29 protein-coding genes are annotated in these 23731 nt (G+C 41.6%); 20 read left to right on the top strand and 9 right to left on the bottom strand.

From position 1 onward, the window contains the following. Window positions 1–128 precede the first annotated feature (128 nt). The 3 genes from QWT69_RS05000 to QWT69_RS05010 all read left to right on the top strand — a co-directional run bounded on the left by QWT69_RS05000 (window position 129) and on the right by QWT69_RS05010 (window position 2610). Window positions 129–1337, top strand: a complete 1209-nt coding sequence (locus tag QWT69_RS05000; RefSeq protein WP_317969580.1) for an argininosuccinate synthase — start codon at window positions 129–131, stop codon at window positions 1335–1337. Window positions 1338–1390: 53 nt separating this feature from the next. Next, on the top strand, window positions 1391–1948 hold the full coding sequence (locus tag QWT69_RS05005; protein ID WP_317969582.1) for a ribosomal eL19 family protein: 558 nt from the start codon (window positions 1391–1393) through the stop codon (window positions 1946–1948). Between the two features lie 74 nt (window positions 1949–2022). Beyond that, window positions 2023–2610 carry a YdcF family protein gene (locus tag QWT69_RS05010; protein ID WP_317969584.1) on the top strand — a complete coding sequence of 196 codons (588 nt, stop codon included), beginning with the start codon at window positions 2023–2025 and terminating at the stop codon, window positions 2608–2610. Window positions 2611–2646: 36 nt separating this feature from the next. Here the strand turns inward: QWT69_RS05010 and QWT69_RS05015 are convergent, their stop codons facing one another. Continuing rightward, window positions 2647–3432 carry a histidinol-phosphatase HisJ family protein gene (locus QWT69_RS05015; protein ID WP_317969586.1) on the bottom strand — a complete coding sequence of 262 codons (786 nt, stop codon included), beginning with the start codon at window positions 3430–3432 and terminating at the stop codon, window positions 2647–2649. 101 nt (window positions 3433–3533) lie between these two features. Between QWT69_RS05015 and hisZ the strand changes: the two genes are divergently transcribed. The 10 genes from hisZ to rlmN all read left to right on the top strand — a co-directional run bounded on the left by hisZ (window position 3534) and on the right by rlmN (window position 11858). Then, window positions 3534–4739 carry an ATP phosphoribosyltransferase regulatory subunit gene (hisZ, locus tag QWT69_RS05020; protein ID WP_317969588.1) on the top strand — a complete coding sequence of 402 codons (1206 nt, stop codon included), beginning with the start codon at window positions 3534–3536 and terminating at the stop codon, window positions 4737–4739. Further along, window positions 4740–5375: an ATP phosphoribosyltransferase gene (gene hisG / locus QWT69_RS05025; RefSeq protein WP_317969590.1), complete on the top strand. Its 636-nt coding sequence runs from the start codon at window positions 4740–4742 to the stop codon at window positions 5373–5375. Then, the gene (gene hisD / locus QWT69_RS05030) at window positions 5372–6652 is read left to right on the top strand and encodes a histidinol dehydrogenase (protein WP_317969592.1); all 1281 of its coding nucleotides are present in this window, start codon (window positions 5372–5374) and stop codon (window positions 6650–6652) included. The genes hisG and hisD overlap by 4 nt, the downstream gene beginning before the upstream one ends. Beyond that, window positions 6649–7233: an imidazoleglycerol-phosphate dehydratase HisB gene (gene hisB / locus QWT69_RS05035; protein ID WP_317969594.1), complete on the top strand. Its 585-nt coding sequence runs from the start codon at window positions 6649–6651 to the stop codon at window positions 7231–7233. The genes hisD and hisB overlap by 4 nt, the downstream gene beginning before the upstream one ends. 13 nt (window positions 7234–7246) lie before the next feature. Further along, a complete protein-coding gene (hisA, locus tag QWT69_RS05040) occupies window positions 7247–7963 on the top strand; it encodes a 1-(5-phosphoribosyl)-5-[(5-phosphoribosylamino)methylideneamino]imidazole-4-carboxamide isomerase (protein WP_317969596.1) in 717 nt (238 codons plus the stop codon). After that, window positions 7960–8727 carry an imidazole glycerol phosphate synthase subunit HisF gene (hisF, locus tag QWT69_RS05045; protein WP_317969598.1) on the top strand — a complete coding sequence of 256 codons (768 nt, stop codon included), beginning with the start codon at window positions 7960–7962 and terminating at the stop codon, window positions 8725–8727. Before hisA ends, hisF begins: the two co-directional genes overlap by 4 nt. Further along, window positions 8724–9365 carry a bifunctional phosphoribosyl-AMP cyclohydrolase/phosphoribosyl-ATP diphosphatase HisIE gene (gene hisIE / locus QWT69_RS05050; RefSeq protein WP_317969600.1) on the top strand — a complete coding sequence of 214 codons (642 nt, stop codon included), beginning with the start codon at window positions 8724–8726 and terminating at the stop codon, window positions 9363–9365. Before hisF ends, hisIE begins: the two co-directional genes overlap by 4 nt. After that, the gene (gene hisC, locus QWT69_RS05055) at window positions 9358–10413 is read left to right on the top strand and encodes a histidinol-phosphate transaminase (RefSeq protein ID WP_317969602.1); all 1056 of its coding nucleotides are present in this window, start codon (window positions 9358–9360) and stop codon (window positions 10411–10413) included. Before hisIE ends, hisC begins: the two co-directional genes overlap by 8 nt. A 99-nt stretch (window positions 10414–10512) precedes the next feature. Beyond that, window positions 10513–10686: a hypothetical protein gene (locus tag QWT69_RS05060; protein WP_317969604.1), complete on the top strand. Its 174-nt coding sequence runs from the start codon at window positions 10513–10515 to the stop codon at window positions 10684–10686. 101 nt (window positions 10687–10787) lie between these two features. Beyond that, window positions 10788–11858, top strand: a complete 1071-nt coding sequence (gene rlmN, locus QWT69_RS05065) for a dual-specificity RNA methyltransferase RlmN (RefSeq protein ID WP_317969606.1) — start codon at window positions 10788–10790, stop codon at window positions 11856–11858. A gap of 735 nt (window positions 11859–12593) precedes the next feature. On the opposite strand, the gene QWT69_RS05070 is transcribed toward rlmN, so the two are convergent. The 6 genes from QWT69_RS05070 to QWT69_RS05095 form a co-directional block, all read right to left on the bottom strand. Further along, the gene (locus QWT69_RS05070) at window positions 12594–12977 is read right to left on the bottom strand and encodes a hypothetical protein (RefSeq protein ID WP_317969608.1); all 384 of its coding nucleotides are present in this window, start codon (window positions 12975–12977) and stop codon (window positions 12594–12596) included. 135 nt (window positions 12978–13112) lie between these two features. Then, window positions 13113–13433 carry a YflT domain-containing protein gene (locus QWT69_RS05075; RefSeq protein ID WP_317969610.1) on the bottom strand — a complete coding sequence of 107 codons (321 nt, stop codon included), beginning with the start codon at window positions 13431–13433 and terminating at the stop codon, window positions 13113–13115. An 82-nt stretch (window positions 13434–13515) separates the two neighbouring features. Beyond that, window positions 13516–13827 (bottom strand): hypothetical protein, encoded by a 312-nt coding sequence (locus QWT69_RS05080; protein WP_317969612.1) that lies wholly within the window; start codon window positions 13825–13827, stop codon window positions 13516–13518. Window positions 13828–13902: 75 nt separating this feature from the next. Further along, complete coding sequence (locus tag QWT69_RS05085) at window positions 13903–14475, bottom strand: SCO family protein (protein WP_317969619.1); 573 nt, start codon at window positions 14473–14475, stop codon at window positions 13903–13905. After that, window positions 14462–15889: a sensor histidine kinase gene (locus QWT69_RS05090; protein ID WP_317969621.1), complete on the bottom strand. Its 1428-nt coding sequence runs from the start codon at window positions 15887–15889 to the stop codon at window positions 14462–14464. Before QWT69_RS05090 ends, QWT69_RS05085 begins: the two co-directional genes overlap by 14 nt. Next, window positions 15889–16569, bottom strand: a complete 681-nt coding sequence (locus QWT69_RS05095) for a response regulator transcription factor (protein ID WP_317969623.1) — start codon at window positions 16567–16569, stop codon at window positions 15889–15891. Before QWT69_RS05095 ends, QWT69_RS05090 begins: the two co-directional genes overlap by 1 nt. A 160-nt stretch (window positions 16570–16729) precedes the next feature. On the opposite strand from QWT69_RS05095, the gene QWT69_RS05100 reads away from it, so the two are divergent. The 3 genes from QWT69_RS05100 to QWT69_RS05110 all read left to right on the top strand — a co-directional run bounded on the left by QWT69_RS05100 (window position 16730) and on the right by QWT69_RS05110 (window position 18412). Beyond that, window positions 16730–17494, top strand: coding sequence for a FixH family protein (locus tag QWT69_RS05100; protein WP_317969625.1), 765 nt, complete (start codon window positions 16730–16732; stop codon window positions 17492–17494). A gap of 135 nt (window positions 17495–17629) precedes the next feature. Next, window positions 17630–17962: an ASCH domain-containing protein gene (locus QWT69_RS05105; RefSeq protein WP_317969627.1), complete on the top strand. Its 333-nt coding sequence runs from the start codon at window positions 17630–17632 to the stop codon at window positions 17960–17962. 9 nt (window positions 17963–17971) lie between these two features. Continuing rightward, window positions 17972–18412: a hypothetical protein gene (locus QWT69_RS05110; protein ID WP_317969629.1), complete on the top strand. Its 441-nt coding sequence runs from the start codon at window positions 17972–17974 to the stop codon at window positions 18410–18412. Between the two features lie 132 nt (window positions 18413–18544). Here the strand turns inward: QWT69_RS05110 and QWT69_RS05115 are convergent, their stop codons facing one another. Further along, window positions 18545–18796: a hypothetical protein gene (locus tag QWT69_RS05115; RefSeq protein WP_317969631.1), complete on the bottom strand. Its 252-nt coding sequence runs from the start codon at window positions 18794–18796 to the stop codon at window positions 18545–18547. Between the two features lie 83 nt (window positions 18797–18879). Here QWT69_RS05115 and QWT69_RS05120 point away from each other — a divergent pair, with 83 nt between their 5' ends. From QWT69_RS05120 to QWT69_RS05135, 4 genes are all read left to right on the top strand, one after another. Then, window positions 18880–19728 (top strand): GNAT family N-acetyltransferase, encoded by an 849-nt coding sequence (locus QWT69_RS05120; protein ID WP_317969633.1) that lies wholly within the window; start codon window positions 18880–18882, stop codon window positions 19726–19728. A gap of 73 nt (window positions 19729–19801) precedes the next feature. Beyond that, window positions 19802–20272: a DMP19 family protein gene (locus QWT69_RS05125; RefSeq protein ID WP_317969635.1), complete on the top strand. Its 471-nt coding sequence runs from the start codon at window positions 19802–19804 to the stop codon at window positions 20270–20272. 162 nt (window positions 20273–20434) lie between these two features. Continuing rightward, window positions 20435–20842, top strand: a complete 408-nt coding sequence (locus QWT69_RS05130; protein WP_317969637.1) for a hypothetical protein — start codon at window positions 20435–20437, stop codon at window positions 20840–20842. Between the two features lie 106 nt (window positions 20843–20948). After that, a complete protein-coding gene (locus tag QWT69_RS05135) occupies window positions 20949–21368 on the top strand; it encodes a DUF6843 domain-containing protein (RefSeq protein WP_317969639.1) in 420 nt (139 codons plus the stop codon). A 151-nt stretch (window positions 21369–21519) separates the two neighbouring features. On the opposite strand, the gene QWT69_RS05140 is transcribed toward QWT69_RS05135, so the two are convergent. Continuing rightward, on the bottom strand, window positions 21520–22743 hold the full coding sequence (locus tag QWT69_RS05140; protein WP_317967837.1) for an IS110 family RNA-guided transposase: 1224 nt from the start codon (window positions 22741–22743) through the stop codon (window positions 21520–21522). Between the last annotated feature and the right edge of the window lie 988 nt (window positions 22744–23731).

Raw genomic sequence — 23731 nt, forward strand, 5'->3', positions numbered from 1 at the left:
TCCGGCTTTTTCTAAAACTATTTAAACTAATTGATTCAAATCTATTGAATTCTTATCAATTCATGGTATTATAAAAATACATAAAGATGAATAAAGATACATAACGTTGTATAAGGAGGAAAAAATAAATGACAAATAAAAAAGTGGTTCTAGCTTATTCGGGTGGGCTCGATACATCGGTGGCAGTTCAATGGTTGACGGATAAAGGGTACGATGTTGTGGCATGTTGTTTGGATGTCGGAGAAGGAAAAGACTTGGATTTCATTCAGCAAAAGGCGCTGCAAGTCGGTGCGGTGAATAGTTATGTGATTGATGCGAAAGAAGAGTTTGCGCAGGAATATGCATTGCTTGCACTACAGGCGCGTACATTTTATGAAGATAAATATCCCCTTGTGTCGGCTCTATCACGTCCGTTGATTGCAAAAAAACTTGTTGAAGTTGCTCATCAGGAAAATGCAACGGCTGTGGCACATGGTTGCACAGGAAAAGGGAACGACCAGGTTCGATTCGAAGTAGCGATTAAAGCGCTCGATCCGACACTTGAAGTGATTGCGCCGGTTCGTGAGTGGAGCTGGTCGCGTGAAGAGGAAATTGCGTATGCAAAAGAGAAGAACATTCCGATTCCAATCGACCTAGACAGTCCGTATTCAATTGACCAAAATCTATGGGGACGCAGCAACGAATGCGGAATCCTTGAAGATCCGTGGGCAGCACCGCCGGAAGAGGCATTCGGATTGACAGTATCGATCGAAGATGCACCCGATCAGGCGGATACAATCGAAATCGAATTTGAAAAAGGAGTGCCTATCAGCATAGACGGCAAGCATTATCCATTAAGCGAACTCATCCTTAAACTGAATGATCTCGCAGGAAAGCATGGCGTCGGACGAATTGACCATGTGGAAAACCGTCTTGTCGGTATCAAATCCCGTGAAGTGTATGAATGCCCGGGTGCCATGACATTGCTAAAAGCACATAAAGAGCTGGAAGACATTACGCTCGTCAAAGACGTCGCGCACTTCAAGCCAATTATTTCACAGAAATTAAGTGAGTTAATTTACAACGGATTGTGGTTCTCGCCTTTGAGAAATGCACTCGAAGCATTTGTTAAGGACACGCAGCAATATGTTAATGGTGTCGTCCGCGTAAAATTGTTCAAAGGTCACGCAATCGTAGAAGGCAGAAAATCGGCCAATTCACTCTATGACGAAAAACTTGCCACATACACGTCTGACGATCAGTTCGATCAGTCAGCAGCGATTGGTTTCATCCAACTATGGGGCTTGCCGACCGAAGTTCATAGCAGTGTCAATAAAAAGCAAACTGTCAAAAGCTAATTTGCAAAACGAACAACCTTCCGTCCAAATGGCGGAAGGTTAATTCAATTTATATGTTGAGCGATTACAGTTTTACGAGCGCCCGCCCGCAGTATACGGGCGCGGCAACAGTATTTATGGGCGCATGTCCGCAGTATACGAGCGCAGCAACAGTATTTATGGGCGCATGCCCGCAGTATACGGGCGCGGCAACAGTATTTATGGGCGCATGCCCACAGTATACGGGCGCGGCAACAGTATTTATGGGCGCATGCCCACAGTATACGGACGCGGCAACATTTTTTATGGGCGCATGCCCGCAGAATACGGGCGCAGCAACAGTATTTATGGGCGCATGTCCGCAGTATACGAGCGCAGCAACAGTATTTATGGGCGCATGTCCGCAGTATACGAGCGCAGCAACAGTATTTATGGGCGCATGCCCGCAGTATACAGGCGCAGCAACAGTATTTATGGGCGCATGTCCGCAGTATACGGGCGCGGCAACAGTATTTATGGGCTCATGCCCGCAGTATACGGGCGCGGCAACAGTATTTATGGGCGCATGTCCGCACTATACGGGCGCGGCATTAAGTTATACGAGCGCATCAATAGCTTTAAGCGGTTCCTGAAACTTTCATCCGTCCATTTCGTTTACATCATAAGCAGAATTCCCATACATATTCTGAATGGAGTGGATGTACTAGTGAATAGATCGAAGAAGGTGGGTATAACTGTGCTGCTTGGATTGATTGTAATCGTCTCGGGCTCGGCAATGTGGATTATGTCGGGCAAGTGGATAACAGAAGGACAGCAACCGACCGCCGATGGTTCAAACAAGTACGCGATCATATTAGGCGCTAAAGTAAATGGGGAAACACCGTCGCTCTCTTTGCGCTACAGATTGGAAGAAGCGCTAGCATATGCTGAAAAGTATCCTGACGTGCAGTTCATCTTGTCAGGCGGACAAGGACCCGACGAAGATATTAGCGAGGCTGAAGCGATGCGCAAGTATTTGACTGATTATGGAATTAATGAAGAGAGGTTACTCCTGGAATCGGAATCGACTTCCACGTATGAAAATATTAGGAATTCCAAAAGACTGATGCCTGAGGATGTAAAAGAAGTGACAATCATCACTAGCGATTATCATTTAGCACGTGCGCGATATCTTGCAGAAAAGCTTGAATTGCAATCGGATGTCATTCCAGCGAAAACACCTACTTCCGTCAAAGCCCAGCAGCATATACGCGAACGTTTGGCGCTTATTAAAACGAAAATTGTAGGCAAATGAAACACGGCAACCCGTCGAGACAGGTTGCCGTGTTTTTTAGATGGAATGGAAAATCGGTTTTCTGTCCTCGAACGTTGTTACATAGTTAAATCCAATTGATTTTAGTAGCTCACGGGATTCCTTGAACTGGAACGCGATATCTTCCGGCTTATGTGCATCCGAACCGAGCGTAATGATTTCCCCTCCACTTTGCTTGTACAACTCTAATACGTCGTCACTTGGCAGTCCGTTCGGTAATCCATAACGGACGCCAGACGTATTCAGCTCGATGCCTTTGCCAGCTGGTATGATCACGTTGAAAATTTCCCGCAATACATCGTGGAAGTCGTTTGCAACGAGTTCCGGTGCATAGCGTTTGATTAGATCGATATGGCCAAGTATTGAATAGTTATCGTAGTTCTTCACGCAATAAAGCAACTCATCATAATACAATTGCGATGCCTGCTCGACCGACCGTCCTTCGAAAATCTCCCCAAAATGCAATCCTTTTCTGTTAACTGTATGCATGGAACAAATAATGAAATCGAATGATTCCTTCTCCATAAGCGCATCATACTGACCGAGAATATGCGGTTGGACGCCAATTTCAACCCCCTTTTTAATGCGAATTCGACCTGCGTATTTCTCCCGTAACGCAATAATCCGCTCGTCATATTTTTGTTTATCAAAATCAAAAACAAAGTTTTCATCGGGATAATCATAATCGATATGCTCTGTAAAGCAAATTTCCTCAAGGCCTTTGGCTATCGCAGCTTTCACCATGTCTTCCATATCAATAGTACAATCTGCCGAAAACGAGCTGTGCATATGATAATCAAACATAAAAATCCTCCTATCGGTTGACAAAACATTTTATAAGATTTATAGTACGTAATAACTTTAACATAGTAAAGTGATGAAGTAAAAGTAAGGTGGTCATATATGTGAATCCCTATTCGACTCAAAATGAAAAGTTCGAGAGAGTAATTGATGTTGTCAGCAACCGCTTTTCGACATACGGCTATACGCGTATGAAAACGTCCGCTTTTGAAAAATATGATCTTTATTCAACTGTCACAAGTTCTGTAAACAGACGAGAGATGGTGAAAGTGGTTGATACGAATGGAGAAGTGCTCGTCCTAAGGCCGGATGTCACAATACCAATAACACAGGAATTATCTCATGTCCGCAATTATCTAACAAGCGAGTATCGTTTTTATTATATACAGGAAGTTTTCCGTCAGTCCTTTGAAAAAAATGAAAAGATTGAACGAACACAAGCGGGCATCGAATATTTCTGTGAAAGCTCACCCGAAGCGGATGCGGAGACAATTGCGCTTGCCATACAGACGATGAAAGATCTGGAGTTCAAGGAGATTAAAATTGAAATCGGCCATACTGCATTTTTGAATGAAATTATAGGTGAACTTCAATTGCAAGACAAACAACTTGAACAGTTGAAAATGCTTATACAAGCGAAAAATATTGGCGAATTAAGTCCGTTCCTTCAACGATCGGGGGTTGACCCTCAATGGAGAAAGCCCCTTGAACAATTACCATTCCTCTACGGAAAACCTGGAATTGTTTTGGAGCAGGCGAAGGACGTTTTGCCATTCGAAAGTGTCCTTAAAACGATAGCTTACTTAGAAGAGATTTGCCGCATACTCAAATTATACGGGCTTGAAGAACATATAGTCATCGATTTTGGTTTGACGAATCATATGGATTATTATTCGGGCATTCTGTTTCAAGGATATGTTGAACGGCTAGGCAAACCGGTTTTAATGGGTGGACGTTATGATGAGTTGGGAAAAAAGTTCGAAGCAGAACTGCCAGCAATTGGTTTTGCATGTGAAATAGAATCGCTCGTCAAAGCTTTACAGGAACGAGACGTAGGTAATGTTAATCAAATTGATGTAAAAATTATTTATAAAGAAAGTGAATTAGGGAAAGCCATTCAGTTGGCGGATCACTTGCGTGCACGAAATTTGCGAGTCATAGCAGTCCCGCAAAGAAATGAATCGATGTGCAGAATGCAATCAGTTGACCTTATCCGATTGAATAGACAAGAAAGTATAGTCGTTCATCAAGGGGGGAAATTCCCTTACACGTCAATTGAGCAACTGGAATGGTTGGGAGGTAACGGTTAAATGAATCGATTGACAGTAGCTATGGCAAAAGGAAGAACGGCAACAATGGCGCTGGAATTATTGGCGCGTGTTGGTATTGAATTTTCAAGTTACAGTGAAGCGAGTAGAAAATTAGTCTTTACGGATGATACAAATACGGTGATATTAATTTTTGTCAAATCCGTTGATGTGCCCACCTATGTCGAGAATGGAGCAGCGGACATCGGGATTATCGGTAAAGACGTGTTGTTAGAAGAACAGAAAGAAGTCTATGAACTGCTTGATCTTGGTATAAGTAAATGTAAACTTGCTGTTGCAGGCTTTCCGGATAAACAATTGATGGAATCTTCCCGGTTAACAGTAGCTTCCAAATATCCAAATGTAGCAAAAGCACATTTTGACAAAAAAGGTATCCGAACAGAAATTATCAAATTGAACGGTTCTATCGAATTGGCACCCCTTATCGGAATGAGTGACGTCATCGTCGATATTGTTGAATCGGGCAAGACGTTAAAAGAAAACGGTTTAGTCATACTAGAGGATATCGCGGAAAGCAGTGCGAGACTAATTGTGAATAAAGCAAGCTTTGCTATAAAGACGGAGCAAATACAGGAATTCATCGCCAAAGTGAAAAGAGGAGTGGAGGTTAGCGCATGAAGATTAGTAAACCGAACGATTTTCTAAATGAACTGCAAAACCGGAACTCCGAACAAATCGATGTCGACTTTGATCGGACAGTACTAGGGATTATCGATGAAGTGAGGAGATTGGGTGATGCTGCACTTCATGCGTATACAGAACGTTTTGACGGCGTAAAGCTGGCATCGTTCATTGTGTCTGACGATGAATTCGATGAAGCGTATACGATGGTATCTGAGGCATTTTGCACTTCATTGGCAAAGGCGAAAGAACGCATCACTTCCTATCATAACGAACAAAAAGAACGATCATGGTTTGTGCAACGGGAGAATGGTGTGCTACTTGGCCAACAAGTGACACCGATTGAACGAGTCGGCATCTATGTCCCCGGTGGCAAGGCCGCTTATCCATCTACCGTTCTTATGAATGCCATTCCAGCAAAAATTGCTGGTGTCGGACATATTGCGATGACGACTCCTCCGCAGCCTGACGGAAAAGTGAATCCACATGTACTTGTTGCAGCAAAAGAAGCTGGCGTAGATATTGTCTATAAAGTTGGTGGCGCACAGGCGATTGCTGCATTGGCCTATGGCACGGAATCGATTCGCAAAGTGTTGAAAATAACAGGTCCCGGAAATTCGTACGTGGCACGGGCGAAGAAATGGGTGTTCGGAGATGTAGCGATTGACATGATTGCAGGTCCAAGCGAGATTTGTGTACTGGCGGATGAGACTGCGAACGCAGCATATGTAGCGGCAGATTTATTGTCGCAAGCCGAGCATGACGAACAGGCGGCTGCAATCTGTGTCACGACAAGTAGTGATTTTGCGGAAAAGTTATCTGTGGAAGTGGCGGAGCAGTTAGCGGTTCTTGATCGGTTTGAGATTGCTGGCAAATCGATAGAGTCGTTTGGAAGAATCATACTTGCAGACACTTTACTAGAAGCAATAGACATTGTGAATGAACTAGCTCCCGAGCATTTACAAATCATGGTGGACAATCCGATGGAGAAACTGCCGTACATTCGCAATGCTGGAGCCATATTCATTGGTGATTATTCACCCGAAGCGCTTGGCGATTATATGGCTGGACCGAATCATACGTTACCGACTAGCGGAACCGCTGCTTTTTCTTCCCCACTTGGTGTATATGATTTCATGAAAAAATCTAGCATAATTTATTATACAAAAGCGGAATTCGAAACAATCGCTGATGACATCATTGTTTTGGCAGAATCAGAGAAATTGACGGGACATGCCCAATCAATCCGTGTAAGGAAGGGGAGTGTGAAATGAGAAAGGAACAGATTACGCGGAGCACCGCAGAAACGAAGATTGAACTGACGTTCGCGATTGATGGAACGGGAAAAAAGACAATTGAAACAGGTGTCGGGTTTTTTGACCATATGCTCACGTTATTCGCTAGTCACGGAAGATTTGACCTTGACGTAAAGTGTGCAGGGGATCTGTCGGTCGATCAGCATCACTCTGTGGAAGATGTAGGCATTGTACTTGGGCAGGCATTTGCAGCGGCGATAGGGTCGAAGGAGGGCATTGAACGGTATGCAATGGTCTCAACACCGATGGATGAGGCGCTGTCGACGGTGTCACTTGATATAAGCGGCCGTTCATTCCTTGTTTACAATGTGGAGGGCTTGAAAGACAAAGTTGGGGAGTTCGATACGGAACTCGTAGAAGAGTTTTTTCTTGCGTTCACACGTCATGCAGGTGTGACGCTTCATATCAATTTGAATTATGGAAAGAACAGTCACCATATTATAGAATCGATTTTTAAAAGTTTCGGCAGGGCATTGCGGATTGCTAGCTCAGTGAATCCGGATGTAGAAGGAGTTCCTTCGACAAAAGGGAGTTTATAAGGGGGAGTCAATAATGATTTTATTTCCAGCAATCGATATTCGCGACGGGAAGTGTGTCCGTCTTATACAAGGGGATTACGACCAGGAAGTCATTTATCACGATTCACCATCAGAAATGGCGAAAGAATGGGAAAAGCAAGGTGCAACTTACATACATGTTGTGGATTTGGATGGAGCGCGATCAGGGAATGCATTAAATCGAACAGCAATTGGAGAAATCGTTAGGAGTGTCTCAATTCCTGTGCAAGTTGGCGGTGGCGTTCGTGAAATGGGATCCGTCGAAGCCCACATCAATAGTGGCGTGAGTAGAGTTATTATCGGAACGGCGGCCATTGAAAATCCACAATTTGTGGAAAAGGCAGTTGCTAGTTACGGAGAGAAAATAGCGGTATCCATTGATGCGCGTAATGGATTAGTAGCAACAAATGGATGGACCGAGACGAGTGATGTCAAAGCGGTTGATCTATTAAATAGACTTGCTGCAGTGGGCATCGAGACAGTCGTATATACGGATATTTTAAAAGATGGCATGATGCAAGGTCCGAACTTCGATGAGCTGCGACTGATGAATGAGGCATCCAAAATAGACATTATCGCTTCTGGCGGAGTATCGACGGAAAACGATGTCAAACGGTTGGAACAGATGGGCTTGTATGGCGCGATCATCGGAAAGGCACTTTATGAAGGAAGCATTTCGTTGGAACAATTATTGGAGGTACGTAAATCATGACTACTAAACGCATTATTCCATGTATGGACGTCGATAACCGAAAAGTTGTCAAAGGAAAGAAGTTCCTCGATGTGCAGGAAGTCGCGGATCCATTGACACTCGCGAAAAAATATGTTGCCGATGGGGCAGATGAGCTCGTCTTTTATGATATTTCCGCATCAACGAGTAATCGAGCGATGTTTCTGGATTTGATTGAGGAAATTGCGAAAGAAGTGCCGATTCCCTTTATCGTCGGAGGAGGTATCCGTACAATTGCAGACATTGAAAAAATCTTTGCGGCAGGTGGCAATAAAGTATCGATTAACAGTGCCGCTTTAACAAATCCCGAATTGATTGAACAGGCCGCAACACAATTCGGTTCAGAACGAATTATGCTGTCGATGGATGTAAGAAGGTCTGGATTAGGTAAGTGGTCCGTCTATGCGAAGGGCGGCATGAAAGATACAGGAATGGCCGCAATAGAATGGGCAAAACGCGGAGAACAATTAGGTGCGGGTGAGCTTGTCGTTAACAGTATTGACGAAGATGGGGTGAAAGAAGGCTATGATATTGAGCTGAACAAAGCGATGGCTGAAGCTGTTTCACTTCCGATCGTTGCGAGTGGGGGCGCCGGGAAAATGAAAGACTTTTTTAACGTATTAACGGAGGGACAAGCAGACGCAGCACTTGCCGCATCGGTATTCCACTTTGAGGAAATTTCCGTTGATGAGTTGAAAACGTATTTGCGACAACAAAATGTTTCAGTTAGGAATGAGCGACCATGATAATTGATATAAATACGGTTTCTTTCGATCAAAACGGTTTGATTCCTGCCGTTATTCAGGACGAAAAAAACGGGGAAGTGCTTATGCTTGCTTATATGAACAAAGAATCGTTGGAGAAAACAGTACAAACGAAAGAGACATGGTTTTATAGCCGATCTAGACAGGAACTATGGCATAAAGGGGCAACATCTGGTAACCGTCAAATTGTTAAGCGAGTATCGTTTGACTGTGACAAGGATGCCGTACTAGTCCAAGTTGAGCCAATGGGTCCTGCTTGCCACACTGGAAAACAAACGTGCTTCCATGAAACGGCTTTTGAAGAACAGGCGTCTATCCGGACAATCGTTCATGAAATCGCAGCAGAAATTTCAGACCGACGCAATCATCCTGTGGAAGGTTCCTATACGAGCTATCTCTTCAATGAAGGTGTAGACAAAGTCCTCAAAAAGGTCGGGGAAGAATCAACAGAAGTTGTCATCGGAGCAAAAAATCAGGACAAAGAGGAATTGACAAATGAACTGGCAGATTTGACGTATCACACATTAGTATTGATGGAACTTTTGGACGTCACAGTCGAGGACGTCAAAGGGGTTTTACGTGATAGAAGACCAAAGAATGAAGTGTTGCGTGATGAGTAAATATTGGAGCGACATGGTAAAACGGACAGATCCGTATAAGCCAGGTGAACAGTTGAATAACCCACGTATTATTAAGCTAAATACGAATGAAAATCCCTATGAGCCGAGTCCTTCTGTGAAGAAAGCGATTGTCGATGAAATGGATAGTCGTTTGCAATTATACCCTTCTCCGACAGCAGATGGTCTTCGTTCTACCATAGCCGGCGCGCTCAATGTATCTATGGAGGAAGTATTCGTTGGGAACGGTTCCGACGAAGTGTTGGCATTTTCATTCATGGCGTTTTTCCAGCCAGGCAAAACGATCCGGTTTCCATCGATCACATATAGTTTTTATCCTGTCTATTCAAAGCTCTTTGCCATTCCGTACGAGCAAGTCGCGCTAAATGATGATTTTACAATTGATGGGGAGGCATTATTCGGCTCAGAGGGCGGCGTCATTCTACCGAATCCGAATGCACCTACAAGTATCTATGAAGATCTTTCATCCATTGAACGAATTATTGAGAATAATCCTGATACAGTCGTCATCATTGACGAAGCATATATTGATTTTGCGGGTCCATCCGCTGTTGAATTGATTCACAAATACGATAATCTACTCGTCATTCAAACTACATCGAAATCTCGTTCACTGGCAGGAATGCGTGTAGGATACGCAATTGGGAACCGCAATTTAATAGAAGCATTGACGCGAATTAAGGATTCATTTAACTCCTATACAGTTGATAGGTTGGCAATGGTTGCTGCGAAAGCGGCTTTTGAGGACAAAGCACATTTGCAAGAGACGGTTGGAAAGATAAAAGCGACGAGGGATTGGACGGTACACGAATTGGAACAATTAAGATTTGATGTCCTCCCTTCAAGTGCGAACTTCTTATTTGCAACCCATCAATCTGTAAAAGCTGTTGACCTCTATGATTATTTAAAAAAGGAAGGTATCCTTGTGCGTCACTTTAATTCACCGCGCATTGACAATTATCTCCGCATATCGATCGGGACGGATGAGCAGATGCGCGTACTAGTTGAGAAAATCGGTAAGTATGTATAGAGGTAATGGCGTTTTCGATTAATGAAGTCAAACTACTATCATTAACTGGTATACTGAATTCATATGGAAGCTTTTGCTCCGGAAAGGAAGGCGTCTACTATGAGTATGCCGAAATATGTGGATTTTGCATTAATTATATTCCTGACATATTTTGCAGTTGATCGATTCAGCAAAGGGCAGACTGGAATCGGGATCTTATTCACAGTTTTAGCATTGATGAATGTATTTGTCGTAACGATGAAGATTCAACAGGATAAAAAGGAAAAAAAATAAAGCGAAATAAGCTGGATCTTCGGATTACAGCTTTTTTCTTCGGTTTTATTAAATTATATGCTATACTTACTGAATGCAAAATTCAGAGGTGAGGAATTGACATGAAAAAATCAATTTACGGATTGACGTTGGAACAACTGACAGCGTGGTTACTAGACAATGGACAAAAGAAATTCCGTGCTAAGCAAGTATGGGATTGGTTATATAAAAAGCGTGTCAGCAATTTTGCAGACATGACGAATATCAATAAAGAGTGTCTTGATTTGTTGGATGAGCATTTTGCAATCCAGACATTGGAAAAAAGCGTTAAACAAGTTTCAGACGACGGGACGATTAAGTTCCTGTTCAAAATGCAGGACGGCAACCTGATTGAGACGGTACTGATGAAATTTCCTTACGGTCAATCAGTATGTGTTACGACACAAGTCGGCTGCAATATCGGCTGCAGTTTCTGTGCGAGTGGTTTATTGAAAAAGAACCGGGATTTAGATGCTGGGGAAATTGTCGGTCAAATCATGATGGTGCAAGAACATCTCGATCAATTAGGAGAAGAGGAACGTGTCAGTCATATCGTCGTCATGGGTATCGGGGAACCGTTTGATAACTATACGAACTTGATGAACTTCCTTCGCGTCGTAAACGATCAGGATGGATTGTCTATCGGTGCTCGTCATATCACAGTTTCTACGAGCGGATTGACACCGAAAATCCGTGATTTCGCGGAAGAAAATATACAAATCAACTTGGCGGTATCGCTGCATGCGCCAAACAATGATTTGCGTACGCGCATTATGAAAATTAACAAAGCGTATCCGATTGAAAAACTGATGGATGCGATTGATTATTATTTGGAAACGACAAATCGTCGAATTACATTTGAATATATCCTTTTGAATGATGTGAACGATCATGTGACAGAAGCCGAGCAGTTAGCGAAACTTCTTTACAATAAGCGCCATCTTTCATACGTCAACCTGATTCCATACAATCCGGTTGATGAACACGGTCAATACCAGCGAAGCAATCCACAGGCGATTAAAGCGTTTTATGAAACATTAAAAAAACGGGGCATCAATTGTGGCGTACGTCTAGAACATGGTACCGATATCGATGCTGCATGCGGACAGTTGCGCAGTAAGCAAATTAAGAAAGATAAAGAAAAAGTACGGTAAAAACAAGTAGAGGCTGGGATAAATTTTCCCCGCCTCTATTTTTTTATTTAGGGGTCGCAACGAAAAGTAAACGCTCCGTAACGAAACGTAGCGCTGTCGCAACGAAAAGTAAACGCTCCGTATCGAAACGTAACGCTGTCGCAACGAAACATAACTCGCTCTTATCGAAACGTAAGCGGAGCAACGAAAAGTAAACGCTCCGTAACGAAACGTAGCGCTGTCGCAACGAAACATAACTCGCTCGTATCGAAACGTAAGCGGAGCAACGAAAAGTAAACGCTCCGTAACGAAACGTAACGGGGTCGCAACGAAACGTACCTCGCTCGTATCGAAACGTAAGCGGAGCAACGAAACGTAAACGCTCCGTAACGAAACGTAACGCTGTCGCAACGAAACATAACTCGCTCGTATCGAAACGTAAGCGGAGCAACGAAACGTAAACGCTCCGTAACGAAACGTAACGCTGTCGCAACGAAACATAACTCGCTCGTATCGAAACGTAAGCGGAGCAACGAAACGTAAACGCTCCGTAACGAAACGTATCGCTGTCGCAACGAAACATAACTCGCTCGTATCGAAACGTAAGCAGAGCAACGAAAAGTAAACCCTCCGTATCGAAACGTAACGCTGTCGCAACAAAACATAGCTCGCAAGCAAGTAGCCTACCCGAATCTTCTCAATAAAAAATACGTAGCACAGCAACAGGTAAATGTCGCCGTACAACGTATTTTCACGTCAAGCGTTATTATCTTCCTTCATTTTCTTGAAAATCATCACAATAAATTCCACGATGACTGCTACACCAAAACCGAACGATGAAATCATGAACAAGGAGAGGACCCCTACAAGGTCGCCAAATCCGTCTGTATTCATAAGGAAGCTTCTGAAAAATTCAGCGAATGCCAAAACAAGGGCTACCATGAAAATTCGATAGGCGATTTTCATTTTATAGAAAAGCATGACGGCCGCTATAATGCCGACTGTTAAACTGAATACGCCAAAAGCTAAATAGTTTTTGAAAACCAATTCCGTTCCAAGTATTGTCCGAGTTCCTAAAATCATTAGGACGAATGATGTGAGTCCTGTGAAAAATCCGATTTTCCATAACTTTTTATCCATAAACCGCACCTGCTTTCAGTACATATCATACTAGAAATTTCAGTGCTTGTGTTAAAAGTCGTATGAGTCACAATGAAAAACAGTACAAACCGGAAAGTTCCTCCGATTTGTACTGTCTACAATCAATATTTGTTGTTACTTGTTGACGATAAGAACTAATTTGCCATGGTCAAGTTCACGTTCAGCATCTGCTGCTTCTTCTTTCGTCAGACCAGCCGCTTCCATTTTACTGCGCAACTCGTCGCCGCGGGAAGTAAACATGTTTTTCATACTGTCTAGGAAGCCTTGTTCTTTCATGCCGACTTTTTCTGTATCGAGAGCATCCGTAATATCGTCAGAGCGCTTTTTGTCATGCGCGAAGATGTAGATGTCATCATGCGTATACCCTTGTCGAGTTAATTCTTCGATTTCACTCTTTGCTTGTACAGCATTTTCAACGATTTTTTTAATAGCCATTATAAAATTACCTCCTAATGTATTTGTTCTATATATACCTCACTATATATATTTTAAACAATTAAGAGGTAACCAAGGTTTGTCAGCAAAAGAAAGAATCTCCTTTTAATCTCCGATAAGCGTTAATAAAATGATGTGGATCTGTGTTCACGCCATACGTAAAAACACCTTGGTTCGTATGAAGATAAAACAGCCCCGATCCATCAGAAAAAGGCTTATAAGACATGTCAAGAACTGCCTGAAGGGTGAAAGAGTGATTGGAAGTAGTCACCCATTCGGAATGCAGATAAATCGTACATTCCGTCTGCTTCTGCTTTTGTTGAAACCATTCAATGGATCGTTCAATTGTAAAATAGGTCAACGAAGAGATATAATCTTTATTCGGTTCATTCAAAAAGGATTCCTCCCGGATACGTCTTATTGCTCTTATGCTACCATTTTTTATTGTCCGTTCCAATCAACACACCTGTTATTTCAGTAATCCCTTCACTTCTTGTTGAATCTGTTCTGAAAATGAATCTTCTACGTAATTGAATTCATTTATAACATATCCATTTTGGTCGATTACGTAGAAGTTTGTCCCGTGAATGACTTGGTTAGAATTCACGGGTTTCTGCACAATTGTCTGGAATTGTTCTAACGCAAGATTTTTTATCACATCTTGAGAATAACCCGTCAAGAGATGCCAATTACTTTCGTCGTCCGTATATTGACCAATGTATTCTTTGAGTACATCAGACGAGTCGATCGATGGATCTACTGTGAATGAAACAAATTCTACGTCCAAGCCTTCATTTGCAAACTGTTTTTGCAACTCGGCCATTTCAAATGTCATCGGGGGACAGACCGTTTCACACTTCGTGAAGATAAAATCAGCGATCCAAACTTGTCCATTCAACTGGTCCGAGCCGAAAGAATTGCCGTCTTGATCTGTAAACGAAAAAGACTCTACTAGCCTGCCTGTAGGTTTTGTTTGTCCACATGCAACAAGAAGTATTGAACAGAAGAGGAGCAATAGGAGCCTTCTACTAATTTTCATCATTCACCGCTTCTTTCTCTGTCGTTGGTTCGTCTAACAACCGGATCGTCACTTCAGTTCCTAAAGTAGTATCACTTTTAATGGAAAACGTACCTCCATGTAGCCGCACAATCTCTTTCACAATAGAAAGGCCAAGTCCTGTGCCGCCTGTCGTTCGGTTTCGTGCTTTATCCGTCCGGAAAAAACGTTCACCGATCCGATTAATATCTTCTTTTGCAATCAAAATCCCTTGATTGGAGACTCGAAATTCAATCCCGTCTTCCATCTTTTTAACATGTACGACAATCGTTTCCCCCGTCGAAGAATACTTGACCGCATTGTCGAGCACATTGTAAATAACCTGCTGTATACGTTGAGGATCGCCGATAAGAATCAGATCCTCTTCGATCGTCTGCTGAAGAGTCAGCTTTTTCTCAGTCATCCGGATATGGAATAGATCAAGCGTATCCAACACAATCTGGGCGATGACAATCGGTTCGTGTACAAGAACATACAACTCTTCTTGCAATTGATTGAGTTCAACTAGATCGTTGATGAGCTTGTTTAAGCGTATTGTTTCTTTTTCAATCGTTGCCAAATAACTTTCCGCTTCTTCAGGGGACGAGTAGATTTTTTCTTTTAATGCATGGGTATAACCATTTATATATGTCAGGGGTGTTCTCAGTTCATGAACAAGATTGGACGTAAATTCTTTTTTACGCTGTTCCTGTTCTTCAAGGGACAAGCTCATCGTATTGAAGGCATTCGCTAATTGCCCAATTTCATCAGTACGACCGGTTTCGATGCGGTTGCTATAATTTCCTTTAGACACTTCAGTGGATAGCTTCTGCAACATTTTTAAGGGGCGGAATAAGGAACGCCATACCCGGTTAATGACGAGAAAAAGGGTGAAAAAGAATAGAATACCGACGATAAGCAGGATTGGAATACTTTCCTTAAAGACATCCTGAATAGCTGCAAGTGGAACATAAATGTAAATAAAACCAATCAAGCCATTTTCGCCTTTAATCGGAAAAATGGCTCCTAGAATTTCGCGGTCGAGCTCTTCGACATATCCTTCTTTGAGGACATATGCGCCTTTCTTTAACTGTTCATTATCAGCATTGTTAACTAAGTCTTCATAATTCACTTTATAAGGGAAGTAGGAAGTGAGATCTTCCAGCTGGTCGACTACAATAATTTCGTATTCAGAAACGATATTGTACCATTGAATCTTTTCGATAATTTCATCACTTAATTCACCATAATGATAGTGTGAAGCAGTTCGTTTACCTTGGTAAATAATTGAATCCTCAATACTCGATAAATACAGATTAGAATATAAAAAATGAATGAAGAAAAATGAAAAAAGGATTGTGAATGCAATACTTGATAGCAGAACGATCAAGATTTTTTTGCTCAAGGTGAGCTTCTTCATTATTTCACCTCGAATTTGTAGCCGATACCCCAAACGGTTTCAATCAGACTTCCCGAATCACCCATCTTCAACCGTAATGTCTTAATATGTGTATCAACTGTGCGATCTGTGCTTTGATGCTGCTCGCCCCAAACAATCGTTAATAATTGCTCGCGGGAATAAACGCGCCCTTCATTTTTTGCTAGTGTTTCAAGAATGCCGAATTCTTTCAATGTGAGCGATAATGAGACACCATCTACTTTCGCCGTATGAGCGATGTGGTCAATGACGAGGGGCCCTACTTTTAATAGTTGGGTTGTGTTGGCTTCCTGATAGGATCTCCGCAGAACCGCTTCAACACGTGCCATTAATTCACCTGGCATGAACGGTTTAACGATATAGTCATCTCCGCCGAGTTTGAGTCCTTCGATTTTGTCCCATTCTTCTCCTTTGGCAGACAAGAAAATCAAAGGTATTTTTGCAGAACGCTTCATCATTTCCTTCGCAAAAGCGAAGCCATCCATATAGGGCATCATGACATCGACGATGCATAGATGCGGCTGGAGGCTTTCTACTTTGGCTAACGCATCGATCCCGTCCGTCGCTTCATGGACCTCGTACCCGTCACGTTCCAAAAAGGTGCGAATCAGTTTCCGCATTTGAGGTTCATCATCTATAATTAATAAAGAAAAAGGCTTCATTCTATTATCTCCATTTCAGGTCATTAATTGTAGTTTATTATAAAGAAAAGGTATGAAGTTATTATGAAGCGATAGACTTCATCCTTATTTCTTATTTACTTGATAATATCATACTGAAGCAAAATTAAATCGCGAAGAAAACTAAGTGGAGGTTTGGGAAATGAAAAAGAAATTACTTGGGTTCAGTCTACTCGTAGGTCTGACGGTACTGGCGGCTTGTGGAAAAGATGATGTAAATGATGGTTCGGATGTTGAAGTGCTACCATTAAACGTCGAATTGACTGTTCCAGAAAAAGCCGAAGTCGGTGAAACTGTAAAAATGGAAGCATTCGTCACATATGGTGACGAAAAAGTAGACGATGCCGATCAAGTGAAGTATGAGATTTGGGAAGAAGGAAAAAAGGACGATTCAGTCATGATTGAATCGGTGAATGAAAAGAATGGTGTGTATTCAGCTGAAACAACATTTGAACATGACGGACTTTACACAATTCAAGTACATGTGGATGCGAAGCAACTGCACAGTATGCCGTTGAAAGAAGTAATAATTGGTCATGGAAGTCACGCAAATGCAGAACATGATGACGATCATGGTGAGGAAAACGGGGAGCATGAACATGGACATACGGATGGATTTGTCCTTCATTTCATGAAACCTGAAAATGCGGTGACGACTGAACCAACACAACTTGTTACACACTTACAAATGGAAGGGCAACCGTTTGAACATGCTGCAGTTCGGTATGAGGTTTCGAGTGAAGTGCTTGGAGACAAACACGAATGGATTGACGCGGAAGAGTCTGTTGCAGGCGAATATACAGCTGCTGCGACATTCGACAAAGCGGGTTCCTATACAGTGAAAGTGCATGTGAAAGACGATCACGATTTACATGAACATGAAGAATACACATTCGATGTGAAATAATTACGAAGAGTGTAAGCAGGAGTCTAAGTGGCTCCTGTTTTATTGTAGAAGAAAAGGCAATAAAACCGTTTAAATGGATAAACTGTTGAATAATCGTTAAAATAAATAGTAGATATAGAAGAGGAGCGATGCCAAATGGATAATCTGCCAGAAAAGACATGTTCAGTTGAAAGACTTGTTACTGTACCGGAAGATGTACAGAAAGTATTAAATGGTGAGAAGACGGCAACGAGAAGAAATGGTGTCTATGCATATCCGGACGAGATTATGGTATTGGATGGAAAAGAATTTAAAGTGGATAAGTTATATAAACAGTCACTTGGCGAAATGACGGACGAACACGCAAAACAAGAAGGGTTCTCAACAATGGAAGAGTATAAGGAATCGATCCTTGCCATGCATCCTAAAATGCCTTGGATTCCGACAATGAGCGTGTGGGTACACGAATTTAGCCCTGTTGTAAAATAAGCCCTGTTAATGTTCTACTTTTATGGGGCAATTGTATTTGTCCATGTCGTTTCCGCAGTCCTATCAATCGGCCCCTTATTTCTATTAATGCCGATTATCAAAAGGCTACAAAACGTCGAAACGCCAATTGAACATGCCTTTTTATCAATTATCAAGGTGATTATTAGAATTGTCATGCATGCGGGTCATGTACTGGTCGTATCGGGCGTAATGCTCTTACTGACTGGTCCATGGCCATGGTATACATCATGGATTATTGCAACAGTCGTAGTACTCTTGCTGTCAGGTTTCTTCCTTTCCACTGGTTTCACGAAAGTGTTGAAGAAATCCCATCTTCCTGATAGCAATAAAGTGGAGATTCTGGCGAAATTAAACCAGACATCTTGGATTTATATCGGTCTGATGCTAATCATGCTTTGGCTGATGGTCCAAAAACCGGTATTGTGGTGAATTGAATAGTGAGTTACATACGAGAAGGATATGCAGAAGTGAGCATATCCTTTTTTTATGGTTCTTTGTCCAATGACATGGGTGATGAATAGTAGCCAACCGTAACTTAGTTTTGTCAGGCTATCCAAGAAGTCAGTAAAGCTGATTTTTTAGGATAGTCCTTTTCGTATAATCTTCCAAGTATCCCGTTGTTTTCCGTTCCAGATGGACGCTTTCCGCCGGCACGGCTTCAGCCTCCTCGTCGCGAAAAGCACGCTCCTGTGGGGTCTTCAGCTCGCGCTGTTCCCGCTGGAGTCGCCATCTTGCACTACAAACAACTAGTATTGCAGTTATAAATTTCATAAAACTAGAAAAAAGACTTTCAAGGCTATCACCAAACGTCATTTATTGTACAACCTTTTTTATTCAATCATGACAAATATCGTGGACATCTGTATAATTCTATGGAAAGAAATGGGGGAGAGCGAATGGAGTTTGTTCAATATGAACGTGCAGAAAAATTTTTTGATTCGGTTGAAACGGAGATTATTGAACAAGAAGACGTATTCAGTCTTTTTTTAGGCGTATTAGGGGCAATTAAGCAAGGCAAATACGAGAATCCATTCATGGCAACAGTGGAAGAGCAAGGTAACGTGCTGGCGATTATGCAAATGACACCTCCGCATCCGTTGAATGTAATCATTGTAGATGAGAGTCGCACAGATGAATTGATCAAATTTATCGTACGGCAATTGATAAAACATCGAATTGACATACCTGGTATCGTAAGCATTAAATTATGGGCTACTGCATTTGCTGATCAATGGGAAAAGGCAAAAGGCGGAAAGCAAAGACTGTTGATGAAACAAGGAATTTACAGACTTGATGAGATAAATGATACGTTGGAAACAAGCCAAGGACATTGGCGTTTTGCGCGTAATGAAGACTGTCCATTAATTGAAAAATGGTTTTCGCTTTTTGAAGAGGATACTCATCTTCCGAAAAGTCCACCTGAAGTTGTAAAAGAAAGAGTCGCTTCTTTCATAGCTGGAAAAGAGATTTTCCTTTGGGAGAATGAAGGTAAGGTTGTTTCCATGATGAAAAAAGCAAGACCAACAAAAAATAGTGTCACCGTCTCCTTAGTCTTCACCCCGAAAGAGGAACGGAAAAAGGGGTATGCACGTACAATGGTCATGCACGGATCTGAAGAGTTATTAAAAGACTATCAGTTTTGTGTGCTCTACACAGATATGCTGAACCCGACATCTAATAAAATTTATCAGGAAATCGGTTATAAGCAAATTGCCGACTCCGTTCATATTGGTTTTGTGGATTGAGCAAACACGTTAATGATACTAATGATTTAAATTGAAACTACTGCATAGGAGTTATCAAGAGGGGATGCATACTATGAAACCTATCATGCACAAAAAAGAGTTAATGGAGAATAACGACATATGGAATGCAGTTATAACAGTCCTATCAGAGTCTGATCAAACTACTAGAGACACAGTTTTACACGAAGCGACGATTGTATTTCAATACTATACGGAGCTTGAGAGTGGGGGACATGAAAGCTTACTTTACTGGGCTGAGTCGTATATAAAGAAAGTTGGAATAGATGGATACGTAAGCGAGTTAGTAGCTATCCTTGAAAAAATGGGTGCTCACGGCTATGCAGTAATTGAGAGTAATTATGCTCAAGAATTGTGGAGGTTGTACATTTCTCTAGAAAGTAATGATAGTAACGAAAAAGAGTTTCTAGAAGTTATTAAAAAAGCAGACGATGAATACCACGGGCTGCATAGGAAGTTAGACGATCTATTAGAAAGATATTTTATTCACATTCACACTGAATTAATAGAAGTAGTTGAGGAATAATGTGAATAAGTAGAACTCCTGTTTTCGGAATATTCAATACGTAGGATATAGTGGAATTGGAATTGTTCAGTAATCGGACCATTTTGCGGAGTATAGACTTGGAAAGCAATCTGGTTAAATTAATTCCTGGATTTGCTGGGAAGGAAATGAGGAAATTCAAAAATGACGACTAACTATAAAGAAACCTTTGACCGCTTTTCTCTTTATTTTTTAGCGATTTTAATTTCTCCTATACTTTTTGGTGGAGTATTGGCTATTTATTCGATTATATCATTTGAAGACTCTTGGGGTTTTGGACCAACCGTCTTACTAGGAGCACTTTATTCATTCCCATTTTTTGCGTTTGCAGCATTTCCCATTTCGTTGTACATTGATTTTTCTGCTAGATTCAAAGGTTATCCAAACTGGATAAAGGCATTATTATTTGCAGGCTTCGGCAGCTTGGCAGGACTTTTTGGAAGCGTTGTTCTATATGATCTTTTTCCAATAACCTTTATGTTCTTATTTGGTATGATTGGTGGACTTATTAATTTCTTAATATTGGCACTAATAAAAAAGGGGATCAGGTAGCAATGCTTCCAAACTTATATTAGGACTTCCGCAAATGGGTGCATTAGTTGAATAAGCCCTGTACAGCTATCGGGCCAGTTTAGTTAAAGAAAGGGAAGGTGGGAATTTGAAAAGAATAATATGGTGGTTGAGTTTAACTCTATTAATAGTTGCGGTTTTTTTATACATTAGTTATGAAATGGCACATTCGGATGTAACGGTCGTTTATCATCTTCCTGCAGGCTTCGATGGCTGTATGTATCTACTATATAATCAACCTAATGAAGAACCGTTAAAAATAGACGATGAAGAAATAATCATTAAAATTCCTGATGATGGGATAGTATCAACATCATCTTCGTCAGATGTTATCTCTGGTTTAGGGTGGCATAAAGTAAAAGCTTTTTATGTCAATAAAAAAGGAGAACGACTTGAAGAGATTCCAAATGAAAAATTCACAAATGGTAGTACATCAATAAGAAATAATAACCCTCAAACTGAAAAATTCAGTATCTCTTTTGATACTAGAAATGGTTTTTGTCATTAACTATTAAAGTCAGCACATGTGGGGTTTAGTAATTAAACTCCCATGAAAATTAAACTCTCAACTTCGCTGAAAAAAGCAACACTAAAGAAGACGCAGCTCAGGTTTTTTAAAAAAATGCAGCGCCTAGGATTGGATCAAATTATTTGTTGGATCAGGAGGCTTCTGGTTCAGTGATTGTAACGCTGTAACCTAAGTTTTCGAGCCTTCGAACAGAATACCGTACAATGGATTGCTGTTTTTGTTTATCGAAGTAATCCTCACCCAAGTCTACGTACATTTCTTTTCGTGTTAAAAGATAATAGGCAATCCTCAAAATGGCGTGGGCGACTGAGATACCAGCACGTTTTTTACCTTTCCGTGCTGCTGTACGTCTATACATCGCTCCGAGATAAGTTTTTGAACCTCTTAATGAGTGAGCGGCTTCTATCAAAGCTGACTTTAGATATTTGTTTCCTTTTTTCATAGTTGACGATTTCCTTTTGCCAGCACTTTCGTTATGGCCGGGTACTAATCCTGCCCAGGAACATAAATGGGAAGAGCTAGGGAATTGATTCCCAACATCGGTTCCTATTTCAGCGAGGATTTGTTCAGCCATACGAGTCGCAACGCCAGGAATGGAATCCAAACGTTCAATATCTGCTTGGTGAGAGGATAGTCGATTAGCTATCTCTTGATTTAGAATCTCAACCTGTTCAGTTAGAAAGTCGATATGAGTGAGAATGGTTTTTATCATGAGGCGTTGATGTGAACTAATATATCCGCGAAGGGCAAGTTCTAGTTCATCTTTTTTCTTTTTCATTGAACGACGAGCGAAGTCCGCAAGTTTTTCCGGATCGTCTACGCCATCTGCGATGGCATTAAGCATGTCACGAGCCGAAACGCCCATAATATCGGAGACAACGGAGCCTAGCTTGATATTCGCTCCTTCTAGTACTTTTTGAATCCGATTATGTTGTCTTGCGCGCTCTTCAATGATACTTCTACGGTATCGGACTAACTCTCGTAGTTCTCGCTGATTTCGGTCGGGGATGAAACTTGCTTTAAGCAGACCATGTCGAAGAAGTTTGGCTATCCATTCAGCATCCTTCACATCGGTCTTGCGACCGGGTACTGCTTTCATATGTTGAGCATTGACTACTAAAAACTCGATATTCTCTGCTTCAAGTAAGTTAACGATCGGCTTCCAAAATACACCTGTACTCTCCATTGCTACGTGGGTACACCCATGCTCCTTGATCCAGTCGATTAACTGTATTAGAAATACAGTTTTAGTGGAAAACGTTTGAATCTCCTTTCCTTTTGGAGTCATGATACATGCGGTAATGGAATCCTTGTGAACGTCCATCCCACATGCGCGTTCAATGATTACTTCCATTGTAATCATCCTTTCCACGGCAAATAGTATTGGAGGCTGGTGCATCAACCAGAGTAGGATTAATCTCCCATGAGTGCTTCCCGTAAGGGAGCGACATTCTGTCATGCACCGTGGTCGATGGAGTCAGACTAACGGACGGGCTCTATGGCACCATAGTTGATCGACCTTCCTCTCCCAGCCGTAGTATCCGATACCCGTTCTACACACATTTTCATCCTCTGTGGTGTAGTGCTGTTTTTGCGCTACATGGATGGCTAACGGGGCGATTGTGAAGTACTACACTTTAAGTTGATTGGAAGTGCAAGCCTTCGACTCCGGGAGGATTAGCGTGTGCCTTGAGACCCTGGACGTAGCGTAGCGAAGGAAGCGGCTCAAGCCACGCCCTCCGGAAAGCGTAAGGCTGGAACGGAAATCAACGTTTGCAAGACTATACTATGTCTTGTAATTCTAAAGGCTTTGTACAACATAAGGGTGCGATAATGGAATAAAATTATACCGAAACTTGACCAAGCAAGGAATGTTTTAAATAGCTATTAGCAAGCATTCGAGGGGGAAAGTATGAAATTCATAGGGAACTTTTGCATCGTATTGGGAGTAGTTTTAAGCTTGATAGGTTTATATTATCAGCTTGGAGAAACGGACTCCTTTTATTTTCAATATGCTTATGGAATAGGCATAATCTTGTTTGGTATTGGTATTCTACTCGATGGTATAAGTGGTATAAGCAAAAAGAAATGATGAAATAGATTGTATTTATTCAGCACACGGGTGCAATTCTTTAAAAAGGATTTGCAGCGATTTCAGAAACGGGCCAAATTATTAGAAGCAATTTAGGGTTTGGAGGAGACAAAATGAACAAATATCATCGGTCTAGCCTACAGTTAATTATTATTGTATCTGTAACGATAATTTTATCTACGTATTGGTTAGATTTAGAGATTAGATATGGAATTATACTTTTGATCATAGCTGTTGTGTATACTATTTA

Source organism: Sporosarcina oncorhynchi, assembly GCF_033304615.1.
GTDB classification, from domain to species: Bacteria; Bacillota; Bacilli; order Bacillales_A; family Planococcaceae; genus Sporosarcina; species Sporosarcina oncorhynchi.

Coding starts and splice junctions, on each gene's coding strand:
- QWT69_RS05005 (WP_317969582.1), top strand. CDS start 1,391: ATGTTGAGCGATTACAGTTTTACGAGCGCCCGCCCGCAGTATACGGGC.
- hisF (WP_317969598.1), top strand. CDS start 7,960: ATGACTACTAAACGCATTATTCCATGTATGGACGTCGATAACCGAAAA.
- QWT69_RS05070 (WP_317969608.1), bottom strand. CDS start 12,977: ATGGATAAAAAGTTATGGAAAATCGGATTTTTCACAGGACTCACATCA.
- hisA (WP_317969596.1), top strand. CDS start 7,247: ATGATTTTATTTCCAGCAATCGATATTCGCGACGGGAAGTGTGTCCGT.
- QWT69_RS05085 (WP_317969619.1), bottom strand. CDS start 14,475: ATGATGAAAATTAGTAGAAGGCTCCTATTGCTCCTCTTCTGTTCAATA.
- hisC (WP_317969602.1), top strand. CDS start 9,358: ATGAGTAAATATTGGAGCGACATGGTAAAACGGACAGATCCGTATAAG.
- QWT69_RS05015 (WP_317969586.1), bottom strand. CDS start 3,432: ATGTTTGATTATCATATGCACAGCTCGTTTTCGGCAGATTGTACTATT.
- QWT69_RS05060 (WP_317969604.1), top strand. CDS start 10,513: ATGAGTATGCCGAAATATGTGGATTTTGCATTAATTATATTCCTGACA.
- QWT69_RS05095 (WP_317969623.1), bottom strand. CDS start 16,569: ATGAAGCCTTTTTCTTTATTAATTATAGATGATGAACCTCAAATGCGG.
- QWT69_RS05120 (WP_317969633.1), top strand. CDS start 18,880: ATGGAGTTTGTTCAATATGAACGTGCAGAAAAATTTTTTGATTCGGTT.
- QWT69_RS05075 (WP_317969610.1), bottom strand. CDS start 13,433: ATGGCTATTAAAAAAATCGTTGAAAATGCTGTACAAGCAAAGAGTGAA.
- QWT69_RS05000 (WP_317969580.1), top strand. CDS start 129: ATGACAAATAAAAAAGTGGTTCTAGCTTATTCGGGTGGGCTCGATACA.
- QWT69_RS05100 (WP_317969625.1), top strand. CDS start 16,730: ATGAAAAAGAAATTACTTGGGTTCAGTCTACTCGTAGGTCTGACGGTA.
- hisG (WP_317969590.1), top strand. CDS start 4,740: ATGAATCGATTGACAGTAGCTATGGCAAAAGGAAGAACGGCAACAATG.
- hisD (WP_317969592.1), top strand. CDS start 5,372: ATGAAGATTAGTAAACCGAACGATTTTCTAAATGAACTGCAAAACCGG.
- hisB (WP_317969594.1), top strand. CDS start 6,649: ATGAGAAAGGAACAGATTACGCGGAGCACCGCAGAAACGAAGATTGAA.
- QWT69_RS05105 (WP_317969627.1), top strand. CDS start 17,630: ATGGATAATCTGCCAGAAAAGACATGTTCAGTTGAAAGACTTGTTACT.
- QWT69_RS05125 (WP_317969635.1), top strand. CDS start 19,802: ATGAAACCTATCATGCACAAAAAAGAGTTAATGGAGAATAACGACATA.
- QWT69_RS05130 (WP_317969637.1), top strand. CDS start 20,435: ATGACGACTAACTATAAAGAAACCTTTGACCGCTTTTCTCTTTATTTT.
- rlmN (WP_317969606.1), top strand. CDS start 10,788: ATGAAAAAATCAATTTACGGATTGACGTTGGAACAACTGACAGCGTGG.
- QWT69_RS05090 (WP_317969621.1), bottom strand. CDS start 15,889: ATGAAGAAGCTCACCTTGAGCAAAAAAATCTTGATCGTTCTGCTATCA.
- hisIE (WP_317969600.1), top strand. CDS start 8,724: ATGATAATTGATATAAATACGGTTTCTTTCGATCAAAACGGTTTGATT.
- QWT69_RS05140 (WP_317967837.1), bottom strand. CDS start 22,743: ATGGAAGTAATCATTGAACGCGCATGTGGGATGGACGTTCACAAGGAT.
- QWT69_RS05115 (WP_317969631.1), bottom strand. CDS start 18,796: ATGACGTTTGGTGATAGCCTTGAAAGTCTTTTTTCTAGTTTTATGAAA.
- QWT69_RS05110 (WP_317969629.1), top strand. CDS start 17,972: ATGTTCTACTTTTATGGGGCAATTGTATTTGTCCATGTCGTTTCCGCA.